6 protein-coding genes are annotated in these 11,910 nt (G+C 73.3%); 2 read left to right on the top strand and 4 right to left on the bottom strand.

Annotation, left to right across the window (positions count from 1 at the left end; genetic code table 11):
* Positions 1–128: 128 nt before the first annotated feature.
* The 3 genes from ACGFU6_RS31890 to ACGFU6_RS31880 all read right to left on the bottom strand — a co-directional run bounded on the left by ACGFU6_RS31890 (position 129) and on the right by ACGFU6_RS31880 (position 6,202).
* Positions 129–1,700, bottom strand: a complete 1,572-nt coding sequence (locus ACGFU6_RS31890; protein ID WP_393615999.1) for an alpha/beta hydrolase — start codon at positions 1,698–1,700, stop codon at positions 129–131.
* Positions 1,701–1,780: 80 nt separating this feature from the next.
* A complete protein-coding gene (locus ACGFU6_RS31885) occupies positions 1,781–3,385 on the bottom strand; it encodes an alpha/beta hydrolase (protein ID WP_393615997.1) in 1,605 nt (534 codons plus the stop codon).
* A gap of 87 nt (positions 3,386–3,472) precedes the next feature.
* The gene (locus tag ACGFU6_RS31880) at positions 3,473–6,202 is read right to left on the bottom strand and encodes a lysylphosphatidylglycerol synthase domain-containing protein (protein ID WP_393615995.1); all 2,730 of its coding nucleotides are present in this window, start codon (positions 6,200–6,202) and stop codon (positions 3,473–3,475) included.
* 221 nt (positions 6,203–6,423) lie between these two features.
* Here ACGFU6_RS31880 and ACGFU6_RS31875 point away from each other — a divergent pair, with 221 nt between their 5' ends.
* Together ACGFU6_RS31875 and ACGFU6_RS31870 are read left to right on the top strand one after the other, a co-directional pair.
* Positions 6,424–6,843 (top strand): MGMT family protein, encoded by a 420-nt coding sequence (locus ACGFU6_RS31875; RefSeq protein WP_393615993.1) that lies wholly within the window; start codon positions 6,424–6,426, stop codon positions 6,841–6,843.
* 326 nt (positions 6,844–7,169) lie between these two features.
* On the top strand, positions 7,170–10,643 hold the full coding sequence (locus ACGFU6_RS31870; protein WP_393615991.1) for an ATP-dependent helicase: 3,474 nt from the start codon (positions 7,170–7,172) through the stop codon (positions 10,641–10,643).
* Positions 10,644–10,670: 27 nt separating this feature from the next.
* Here the strand turns inward: ACGFU6_RS31870 and ACGFU6_RS31865 are convergent, their stop codons facing one another.
* Positions 10,671–11,702 carry an SAM-dependent methyltransferase gene (locus ACGFU6_RS31865; protein WP_393615989.1) on the bottom strand — a complete coding sequence of 344 codons (1,032 nt, stop codon included), beginning with the start codon at positions 11,700–11,702 and terminating at the stop codon, positions 10,671–10,673.
* Positions 11,703–11,910: the final 208 nt, after the last annotated feature.

Below are 11,910 nucleotides of genomic sequence, written 5' to 3'. Positions count from 1 at the left end.
CGCCCCAACACGCACCTCACACTTCGCAGCACTCCGCCCCACCGGATAAATCCGATGGGGCGGAACGAAGGGGCATTCGCCAACAGCATCCGCACCACGCGGACCGGCCCCTTCGTCGTGCCCGGGGGCTACGAGCAGGTCTTGCCGTCCGCCGGGACCTTCCCGTCCAGGAAGTACGTGTCCACGGTCGACGTCACGCAGGTGTTCCGGCCGTAGGCGACGTGCCCCTCGCCCTTGTTGGTGAGCAGGACGCCGACGCCCTTGCCCAGCTCGTCCGCCATCTTCCGCGCCCCCTCGTACGGCGTCGCCGGGTCGCCGGTCGTCCCCACGACCAGGACCGGGCCCGCGCCCGGAGCGCTCGCCTCCGGGGTGGCGCGCTCGCCCTTCACCGGCCAGTCGGAGCACCAGCCCGCGGTGTCCCAGGCCAGGAACGCGCCGAAGACCGGCGACAGCTTCTCGAACTCGGGCAGCAGCGCCTTCGCGTCGGCCACCGTCGGCCGGGCGTCGCTGTCCGCGCAGGAGATGGCCCGCTGCGAGTGGCTCTCGGTGCCGTAACGGCCCTTCTCGTCACGGTTGTTGTACGAGTCGGCCAGCTGCAGCAGCATGCTGCCCCGGCCGCCCTCCGCCTCGTCCAGCGCCCGGGTCAGAACCGGCCAGTTGTCCTTGGAGTAGAGCGGCATCACGATGCCCGTGATGGCCAGCGACTCGTTGAGCTCGCGGGAGGTACCGGTCGGCAGCGGCTTCCTGTCGATCCCGGCCAGCAGCCGGGCGATGCGCCGGGTGCCCGCCCCGGGGTCCTGGCCCCGGTCCTTCAGGTAGTTGTCCAGTGCCCGCTGGAAGCCGGTCGTCTGGTTGCGGGCGTGTCCGACGGCGTCCGCCGTGGGGTCGACGACCGCGTCCAGGACGGTGCGCCCGACGTTCGCCGGGAACAGGTGCGCGTAGGTGCCGCCCAGTTCGGTCCCGTACGACATGCCGAAGTACGTGAGCTTCCGGTCACCGAGCACCTGGCGGATCAGGTCCATGTCCCGGGCGGCGTTGGTCGTGCCGACGAACGGCAGGACCTTGCCCGAGCGGCGCTCGCAGCCGGCGCCGAAGTCCGCCCCGTCCTTCATGAACGCCGCCTCCTCCGCCGCCGTGTCCGGAGTCATGTCCACCTTCCGGGCGGCGTCCTCCTGCTCCTGGTCGGAGCGGCAGCGCACCCCGGCGCTCCCGGCCACCCCGCGCGGATCGAAGCCCACCAGGTCGTAACGGGTGTTGAGCTTCCCGTACGAACCGGCGGCGCGCGGCAGGATGGAGACGCCCGAGCCGCCGGGGCCGCCGAAGTCGAACAGCATCGAACCGAGGCGCCGGCCCTTGTCGCGGGCCTCCTTGCGGATCAGCGCGATCCCGATCGTGGCGCCTTGCGGCCTCGCGTAGTCCAGCGGGACGCGGACGCTCGCGCAGCGCCAGTCCGAACCGGGAGCGGACCCGCCCCCGGGCGCCCCGCAGCGCTTCCAGCCGAGGTGCTGCGAGGTGAGCGAGCCGGGCAGCACCGGCTCACCGTCCGCCGTGGACGCGGCCGGGGCGGACGGTGAGCCGGCCTTACCACCGTCCGTCGCCCTGCCGGGCTTGTCGTCCGTAGCGCCGTCACAGCCCGCGAGCGCCCCCGTCAACAGCAGCGCGGCGGCGGCCAGCGCGCCGGCCCGTGCGTATGAGACCACGTGTGCGTCCCTCCCCTGTGTCCCCTGTCGCCGCCCGTCCGGCCGGCGGCCCGTTCATCGTAGGACGGTGCCGGAGGGCCCTACCCGCAGACCGTGCCCGCCGCCGGCACCTTGCCGTCCAGCAGATAGCCGCCCACCGCCTTCTGCACACAGGCGTTGCCGCTGTTGTACGCGCCGTGCCCCTCGCCCTTGTACGTCAGCTCCACGCCGACGCCCTTGCCCAGCTCGTCGGCCATGGCCTTCGCGCCCTTGTACGGGGTCGCCGGGTCGCCGGTGTTGCCGATGACGAGCTGGGGGGCCGAGCCGGGGGCGCTGACGTCGGGGTGCTCCCAGGCGCCGGCCACCGGCCATTCGGTGCACGCCATCAGGCCCCAGCCCAGGTAGTCACCGAAGACCGGTGAGGCCTCGCGGAACGAGGGGAGCTTCGCCTTGGTCTCCTCCAGGGTGAACCGCTCCTTGGAGTCGGCGCAGTTGATGGCCGTGTTGGCCGCCGCCGAGTTGTCGTAGTGGCCGCTGTCGGAACGGCCGTTGAGGGAGTCGGCCAGCGCCAGCAGCAGCCCGCCGCTGCCGCCGTCGGCCTCGTCGATGCCCTGCTCCAGCAGCGGCCAGGTCTCCTTGGAGTACAGGGCCGCCGCGATGCCGGTGGTGGCCTGTGTCTGCGTCAGCTTGCGTGCGCCGAGCCCGGACACGGGCCGCTTCTCCAGCCGGTCCAGGAGATCGGAGATGCCCTGCTCGACCCCGTCGGCGTCGGAACCGGGCAGCTTGCAGGCGTCACCCCGGTCCGCGCAGTCCTTGGCGAAGTTGTCCAGCGCGAGCTGGAACCCCTTGGCCTGGCCCAGCGAGGACTCCTCGGCGTTCTCGGTCGGGTCCACCACCGCGTCCAGCACCGACCTGCCCACGTTCTTGGGGAACAAGTGGGCGTAGACACCGCCCAGTTCGGTGCCGTACGAGATGCCGAAGTAGTGCAGCTGGTGGTCGCCCAGGACCTGGCGCATCAGGTCCATGTCGCGCGCGGCGTTCGTCGTCCCGACGTAGGGGAGCTCCCTGCCGGAGTTCTTCTCGCAGGCGGCCGCGTACGACTTCGTGTCGTCGGTGAACGCCTGCTCCTCGGCCGCGGTGTCCGGCGTTCCGTCCTCCTGGTAGCGCGCGTCCAGCTGTTTGTCGTCCTCGCACCTCACCCCGTCGCTGCGGCCGACCCCGCGCGGGTCGAAGCTCACCAGGTCGTAGCGGGTGCGCAGCTTGTCGTACTCGGTACCGAAGGCGGGCAGGGTGGCGACGCCGGAGGCGCCGGGGCCACCGAAGTTGAAGACGAGGGAGCCGATCCGGTTCTTCTGGTCCACGGCCTTCGCGCGGACGAGCGCCAGGCCGATGGTGTCGCCCGCGGGTTTGGCGTGGTCGAGCGGGACCTTCATGACGGAGCACTCCCAGACGGCCCCGCCGGGCAGCGGCGAGGGTGCGGCGCCGCCGCCCTCAGCCTGGGACGGGGCCGGGCAGCGCTTCCACGTCAGGTGCTGGGTGGCGAGAGCGGACGGGTCTGGGCTCGCGGCGGCGTTCGCCGGGTGCGGCGAGTCCTGCGACCGGTCCGGGGTGTCGTTGTCACCGCCGTCCGAACAGCCGGTGAGCGGGAGCAGCACGGTCACGGTGGCGGCGAGGGCCGCGGCGCGCAGGGCAGGGGAGGTCCTCATCGCTCCATCGTGCGGCGGGGGCGGGGAGGCTGCACGGGGCGCCGGTCCAAGCGGGTGGCCCGCTGCCCGGACCGGCGCCACGGGATCCTAGAGCTCGCCCTTGCGGGTGAGGTGGTTGAAGCAGATCCAGCCGGGAAGCACCGGCAGCCACAGGGTCATCAGACGGAACAGCAGCACCGCCGGGGCCGCGACCTCCTTCGGCAGGCCGACCGCGATCAGACCCAGCGTCAGCGCACCCTCGACCGCGCCCATACCGCCCGGGGTCGGTGCCGCCGAGCCCAGCGCGTTACCGGCGAGGAAGACCACCGCGATGCTCGCGTAGCTGAGGTGGGGGGTGTCCGGACCGCTGAACGCCCGGACCGAGGCGTCCAGGCACATCACGAACAGGCCGGTGAGCAGCAGCATCCCGCCGATGCCGGTGAGCAGCTTCTGCGGGCGCTGTACGACGTCGAGCATGCGCGGTACGACTCCGGCGAACAGCGACCGCACCCGGGTCACCACGAACTTCCGCAGGAACGGGATCGCCGTCACGACCAGGACCAGCACGGCGACCGTCAGCAGCCCCGCGATCACCGTCCTGGACGGGGTGAGCGAGGACGGGGTCTTCTCGGTGCCGGTCAGGTAGCCGAAGGCGCCGAGCAGCAGGATGTGACAGCCGAGGCCGAACAGCTGCGAGGCGCCGACACTGGCGACCGCCAGCCCGGGGCGTACGCCGGAGCGCTGGAGGAACCGGGTGTTCAGGGCGACACCGCCGACCGCGGCGGGCGCCACGATCTTCACGAACGAGCCGGCGATCTGCGCCAGTACCGTCTTGCCGAACGGCACCCGCTCCGGCACGAAGCCCAGCAGGCTCATGGCCGCCGCGATGTAGCTGAGGGCCGAGAAGCCGAGCGCGGCCGCCACCCAGCCCCATTCGGCCTGTTCGACCACCGCGCCGAAGTCGGCCTCGGTGACCTGGGAGATCAGGAAGTACGCGGCGATGGCGCCCGCGATGAAGCTGAGCAGGGTGCGCGGTTTGATGCGCTCCAGGCGGACCGGCTCGACCGGGGCCTGCGGCCGGATCAGCAGCACCTCCCGGCGGATCAGAGTGAGCAGATCCTCCTCGCGCGCCTCGTCCAGCGCGTCGTCCATGGCCCGCTTCTCGGCCTGCTTCTCGGTGCGCAGCGACTTGCGGGCGGCCTTGCGGTCCGCGTCCCCGGCGCTCTCCGCGCCATGGGTACGGGCCCGCTTCGCCGCGTCCGACGCCTCCAGCACCGCCTCGCGCTCGCGCTGCGACCGTTCCCGGGCGAGTCTGCGCAGATGCGCCCGGGTGGAGCGGCTGAGCGCGATCGGCTGGAGCAGCGGCAGGCAGTCCGCGACGGTGTCCGGGCCGACCACCGCGAGGGCGGCGGCCACCGCCCGCTCGGCGCCCACCCGCAGACCGGTCGTGGTGAGCAGCTGGGCGACGTCCATCCGCAGCACCAGATCGCCGGCCGCGATCTCGCCGCCCCGGAGGTCGGTGACGAACACCTTGCCGGAACGATCCACCAGCAGGGCGTCACCGGTGAGCCTGCGGTGCGCGATCCGGCGGGACTGGAGCGCCTGCACCTGACGCCAGGCGTCGCGCACCAGGTCGTCGGTGATGTCGGCGTCCTCCAGGGCGTCCAGCGAACGCCCGCCGATGTGCTCGTACACCAGCATCACGGCGTCGGGGCCCAGCTCCGAGGTGGCGATCAGCTTGGGCGCGTTGGCCCCGGCGGCGATCGCCGCGTACGCGAGCAGCGCCTCCTGCTCCAGCGCCTGGCGCAGCGACTGGATGGAACGCCGCTGGGTGATCCCGCGCAGGGTGAGCCTGCGCCACACCCGGTAGAAGAAGCCCTGGGCCTGCTGTTCGCGGTCGACGACGGTCACGTCGAGCGGTGCGCCGTCCTCCAGGGAGACCAGGTAGCGGCGTCCTCGGTCGTTCTGGTCGCCGGAGTCGGGGGCGTCGTCGGCCCGCATCGCGGTGACGGGGCGGAAGCCGACATGGCGCAGACCGGCCATCAGATGCTGTCCGGTCGGCCGGACGTTCGGCGAGCCGACCGCGTACAGCGTGCCGTACGCCACCGTCCAGCCGATCAGCACCGTGAGGATGATCGAGAGGGGCGTCGTGTAGCCGCCGACCAGCATGGCGAAGGCGTCGAGCAGCAGCACCACCCACAGCACGACCCGCCAGCGCGGCCGTCTCGCCATCCCGACCGCCGTCATATAGGCGATCACCGGGGCGAGATAGCCGTGTACGGGATCGGTGAGCGCGTCACCGGGCGCCGGCTGGGTCAGGGCGTCCTGAATGGATCCGGAGGCGTTCTTGGCGACCCACAGATCGGCTGCGAGCGTCACGCCGTGCGCCAGCACGGCGGCCAGCACACCGTCCGCGATCCGCAGCCCGTCGCGTTTGATCAGCCGCTCGATGGCGAAGGCCACCGGGACGAGCAGCACGGCGATGCTGGAGACCAGGCCGGCGATCTTGATGAGCACGTCGGGCGCCTGGCCGGTGCCCTTGTTGATGTCCTCCTCGAGCCCGGTGGTCGTCCCGTGGGCGAACGCGGCGACGGAGAACAGCACGACGATCGCCAGGACGCCGATGAGGAGCCGCAGCAGATCGGAGGGACGGTGCACCCGGGCGGGGAGCAGGGGTTCGTCCCCCGAAACGCGTTCGGACAGTTCCTCTTCGGAGGTCGAGAGCGTGGAGCCGGCCGGGTTCCCGGAAGGATTCTCCGGACCGGTGTCCGAATCCGGCCGGCCCTCTTCCGGGCGCGGCTCGGCATCAGAGGCGTCGGCCGCCTTCGGTGGCTGCACGCCCTGCTCCTTCGTCGCCTCTGATTGGTCTTCGTGTTCTCGTATCACCGGTCACCGCCCGGATGATGGTGGCACGGCCTGTGGACGCAGGAGGGCATCAGGGTGCGATGCAGGGGCGCGCGAAGCGCAAGATACGCCCCTTTCCCGCCCTGTGCACGCTGCGTGTCCGGCCGGACACGGGATCGGCGGCGCTGTCGGTGGCGTACGGCAGGATGGGCCGGATGAGCGAGAACCCGACGAGTGACGCGTTGCCGCAGTACGCGGAGCGCGTGCTCGATGTCGCCGAGCTGATCCCGCCCGGCCACGTCATGACGTACGGCGACATCGCGGAGTGGCTGGGGGACGGCGGCCCGCGTCAGGTCGGCCGGGCCATGGCGCTGTACGGGTCGGCGGTGCCGTGGTGGCGCGTGGTGCGCTCCGACGGGACGCTGCTGCCCGGCCACGAGCTGCGTGCCCTGGACCACTACCGCGAGGAGGGCACCCCGCTGCGCGAGGCCCCCGCCGGTGCGGAGGGTCACATCCCGCGTCTGGACATGAGACGCGCGCGGTGGGACGGCGTGGCCGGCGCGGTGGCGGACGCCGAGGCGGACGGCGGGGCGGGCGGTCCGGGAGCGGACGGCGGCGGGGGTGCTCACAACTGACAGCTTCGGCCATCCGGCGGCCCATCGTGCGGAGCCGGGCCCGTACGGCGTACGGGAAGCGTGACGCGCACACCGTGCTGCGGCGCACGCCGTCCGCCGGGCGCACGCCGTCCGGGCGGAGTGCGCCGCCTGGCTCGTGTCCGTCGCCTCCATCGTGTCCATGGCGTCCGTCGTGTCCGCCCCGGCCGCGCCCGCCCGCCGGGTCCGACGTGACGATCCCCGCATCCGTACCGCCGCGATCGGGCCCGTCGCCGGAGTAGCGTCGTCAGTTCGCGGCAACTGCCGCGTCATCGTCATCAGCACACCCACCAGGACCGGCGACCCACGTGAGCTCCTCCTCCACCACCCGGCACAGTCCGCACCGTCAGGCACGGCGGGGGACCACGGGCGCGTACCGGCTGGTGCGTACCCCGCCGGGCTCCGTGGATTCCCCTCTCCTGGACGCGGCACAGCGTGCGGTGGTTGACCATCCCGGCGGGCCGCTCCTGGTCCTCGCCGGACCGGGCACGGGCAAGACCACCACGCTCGTCGAGAGCGTCGCGGCGCGTGTCGCGCGAGGCACCGACCCGGCCCGCATCCTGGTCCTCACCTTCAGCCGCAAGGCCGCCGTCGAGCTCCGCGACCGGATGGCCGCCCGGCTCGGCGCCGTCCGGAGCCCGCAGGCCACCACCTTCCACTCCTTCTGTTACGCCCTGGTCCGCGCCCACCAGGACGCCGATCTCTTCGCCGACCCGCTGCGGCTGCTCTCCGGGCCGGAGCAGGACGTCACGGTCCGCGAGCTGCTGGCCGGCCAGCTCGACCTGGAGAAGCGGGGCCACGCCCACATCCGCTGGCCCGACGAGCTGCGGGCCTGCCTGACCACGCGCGGCTTCGCGGACGAGGTACGCGCGGTGCTCGCCCGCAGCCGTGAGCTGGGCCTCGGCCCGGACGCCCTCGCGGACTTCGCCCGGCGCACCGGCCGCCCCGACTGGAGCGCCGCCGCCGAGTTCCTCGCGGAGTACCTCGACGTGCTGGACGCCCAGGGGGTGCTGGACTACGCGGAACTGGTCCACCGCGCGGTGCTGCTCGCGGAGCGCCCCGAGGTGTCGGCACTGCTGGCCGGGGAGTACGACCTGGTGTTCGTCGACGAGTACCAGGACACCGACCCGGCGCAGGTGCGGCTGCTGCACGCGCTGGCCGGGAACCGGGGGAGCACCCCGGGCGGTGGTGGTGGCCGGAACCTGATCGCGTTCGGGGACCCGGACCAGTCGATCTACGCCTTCCGGGGCGCCGATGTGAACGGCATCCTCGACTTCCCCGAGGTGTTCCGGCGTGCGGACGGCGCTCCGGCCCCGGTCGGCGTCCTCACCACCTCGCGCCGCTCCGGGGAACAGCTGCTTCAGGCCACCCGGCTGCTCACCCGCCGGATGCCGCTGACCCGGCTGCCCGCCGCGAAGGTCCGCGCCCACCGGGAGCTCGGCGCGGTCCGCGAGGGCGGCACCGTCGAGACGTACACCTACCCGACCGCCTCCACCGAGCTCGACAACATCGCGGACCTGCTGCGCCGGGCGCATCTGGAGGACGGGGTGCCGTGGCACGAGATGGCGGTGCTCGTCCGCTCCGGCGGCCGCACGATCCCCGCGATGCGCCGGGCCCTGACCTCGGCGGGCGTTCCGCTGGAGGTCGACGGCGACGACCTGCCGCTGCGCCACGAGCCGGCGGTGGCCCCGCTCCTGACCGCCCTGCGCACGGTGGCGACGGCCGCCCTGAACCGGGGCGCGGCCGCCGGGCCCGGCGAGGCCCCCGCCGGTGAGCCGGAGGGCGCCGGGGCGGACGGCGCCGGTGAGTCGGAGGGAGCCGGGACGGACGGGGCCGGTGAGCCGGAGCGCGCCGGGGCGGACGGCGTCGGGCCGTCGGTCTCCGGCACACCGGCCACCGAGGCGCGGACATGGCTCGACACCGAGACCGCGCTGACGCTCCTCGCCTCCCCCCTCGGCTCCATGGACGCCGCCGACCTGCGCCGGCTGGGCCGGGCCCTGCGTGACGAGGAGCGCGCCGCCGGCAACCGGGTGCCCGCGCCCTCCGGCGACCTGCTGGCCCGGGCCCTGGCCGAGCCGGAGCGGCTCGTCGCGCACGATCCGGCGTACGCCCGCGGCGCCCAGCGCCTGGGTGCCCTGCTGCGCAAGGCGCGCGAACTCCTGGAGGGCGGCGGCACCGCCGAGGAGGCCCTGTGGGAGCTGTGGTCCGGCACCCCCTGGCCGGGCAGGCTGGAGCGCGCCGCGCTGCGCGGTGGCGCGGGCGGACGCAACGCGGATCGCGACCTCGACGCGGTCTGCGCCCTGTTCGACACGGCTGCCCGCGCCGAGGAGCGCACCGGCGGGCGCGGCGCGCTCAACTTCCTGGAGGAGGTCGACGCCCAGGACATCGCGGCCAACACCCTCTCCAGGCGCTCCGCCCGGCCCGATGCCGTACGGCTGATGACCGCGCACCGGTCCAAGGGCCTGGAGTGGCGGCTGGTCGTCGTCGCCGGGGTGCAGGAGGGCCTCTGGCCCGACCTGCGTCGCCGAGGCTCGCTGCTCGAAGCGGACCGGATCGGCCGCGACGGTCTCGCCGAACCCCTCACCCCCGGCGCACTCCTGTCCGAGGAGCGCCGGCTCTTCTACGTCGCGGCCACCCGCGCCCGCGAACGGCTCGTCGTCACCGCCGTCAAGGCGCCGGCCGACGACGGCGATCAGCCCTCCCGCTTCCTGACCGAACTCGGCGTCGAACCCCGCGACGTCACCGGCCGCCCGCGCCGCCCCCTCGCGGTCGCCGCCCTCGTGGCCGAGCTGCGCGCCACCACCGTCGACCCCGGCGCGTCCGACACCCTGCGCGAGGAGGCCGCCCACCGGCTCGCCCGGCTCGCGGCGCTCACCGACGACGAGGGCCAGCCGCTCGTGCCGTCGGCCCACCCCTACCGCTGGTGGGGCCTGTACGAGCCGACCCGCTCGGCCGTCCCGCTGCGCGACCGGGACCAGCCCGTCGCCCTGTCCGGCAGCGCGCTCGACCAGCTCGCCAACACCTGCGCGCTCCAGTGGTTCCTGGGCCGCGAGGTGAAGGCCGACGCCCCGGCGACCGCCGCCCAGGGCTTCGGCAACGTCGTCCACGTACTCGCCGACGAGGTGGCCTCCGGCCGGACGCCCGCCGATCTCGCCGTTCTCATGGAGCGGCTCGACTCGGTCTGGGACGGGCTGGTCTTCGACGCCCCCTGGAAGTCGCAGCAGGAGAAGGAACAGGCGCGCGTCGCCCTGGAGCGCTTCCTGCGCTGGCACGTCATGGACCGCACCGGCCGCACCCCGGCCGCCAGCGAGCACGACTTCGACGTGACGCTGGAGGCGGGGGAGTACGAGGTGCGCATCCGGGGCTCCATGGACCGGGTGGAACGGGACGCCGACGGCCGTGCCTACGTCGTCGACTTCAAGACCGGCAAGCAGGCCCCGACCAAGGACGAGGTCGCCCGCCACCCCCAGCTCGCCGTGTACCAGCTGGCCGTCCGGGAAGGGGCGGTCGACGAGGTCTTCGACGGCCGCCGCCCGGAGTCCGGCGGCGCCGAACTCGTACAGCTGCGCCAGCCCGCGCCCAAGAAGGAGGGCGGTGACGCCGTCCCCAAGGTGCAGGCCCAGCAGCCGCCGGACACCGAATGGGTCTCCGACCTGCTGGCGACCGCCGCCGGGCGGGTCCTGGACGAACGGTTCACCCCGACGACCGGCCAGCACTGCACCCACTGCGCGTTCAGGGCCTCGTGCAGTGCCCAGCCGGAGGGGCGGCAGATCCTGGAGTGAGCCGGTGCGCCCGCTCACTCCGGCCCGTCACGGTTTGCGGGCCATCACCCCGTACACACTGACGTCCGCGTCGGTGACGTCGTTGATGTCCTGGTAGCGGGTCCGGTCCAGCGCGTCCAGGCTCGCCACGAACTCCTGGTCGGGGTCGGCGGCCTCGGGCAGATCGGTGACCTGCTCGGGACGCCAGCGGTGGACGGGGACGACGCCGGGGTCGAGCAGCTCCAGACCGTTGTCGGTCACGAAACGCTCCACCTGGGCGTGCGAGCGGCGCACCATGGCGAAGCCGCGCTCCTTGAAGGCCCTCGTCACCTGGCCGACCTGCTCGGGGTTCAGGTCCGAGCTGACATTGCTCAGCACGAGGTGACTGCCCGAGGGGATCGCGTCGACGAGCTGCCTGACGATGGGGTAGGCCTCGGCGTCCTCGATGAAGTGGAGGACGGCCGCGAGGACCAGGGTGACGGGCCGGTCGAAGTCGAGCGTGCGCCGAGCGGCTTCGAGGATCCTGGCGGGGTCGCGCAGGTCCGCCTCGATGTAGTCGGTACGCCCCTGCGGCCCACTGGTCAGCAGGGCCTGCGCGTGTACGAGCACGACCGGGTCGTTGTCCACGTACACGACCCGCGAGTCGGGCGCGACGGCCTGCACGATCTGGTGGACGTTCTGCTGCGTCGGCAGCCCCGTGCCGACGTCCAGGAACTGCCGGGCGCCGTTTTGGGCCGCGAGCGTCACCGCGCGCCGCATGAAGTCCCGGTTGTGCCGCACGGTGAGGTACCCGCGCGGGTTGGCCCTCAGGGCCATGGCCGCCGCCTCGCGGTCGGCCGGGTAGTTGTCCTTGCCGCCGAGGAAGACGTCGTAGACCCGGGCCGGGTGCGCCTTCGTCGTGTCGATGCGCTGCCTGAGCCCGGCGGTGCCGGCCAGGGCTGCGGCGTCGCGGCCGGAGACGGACGCGGAGGGGGACGGGGACGTGGGCCCGGACGTGGATGTGGAGGCTGACGTGGACGTCGGGGCTGACGCGGACGCTGACGCGGACGTGGATGTGGACGCGGGGGTGTCGGAGCTCATCTGGCCGTCCTCGTATGGCTGTTGATACGACAAGCGTCAATCTAGACGGTCCGTCACGCCCAGCACCCCGGCACCAGGCAGAACAGCTGCCCCGCCGGCGCGCCACGCCGCGACCGCCCGGACCCCTGCCGGCGTGCGCCGCCTCCGCACACGACCGGCGGTGTGCGCCCGCTCACCGCAGTAGGTGTGCGCCCGCTCACGGCTTCGT

This window comes from Streptomyces sp. NPDC048462 (genome assembly GCF_043200175.1).
Classification (GTDB): Bacteria; Actinomycetota; Actinomycetes; order Streptomycetales; family Streptomycetaceae; genus Streptomyces.
The sequence above is the reverse complement of the archived record's forward strand: the minus strand, read 5'-3'. Positions and strand labels throughout refer to the sequence as shown.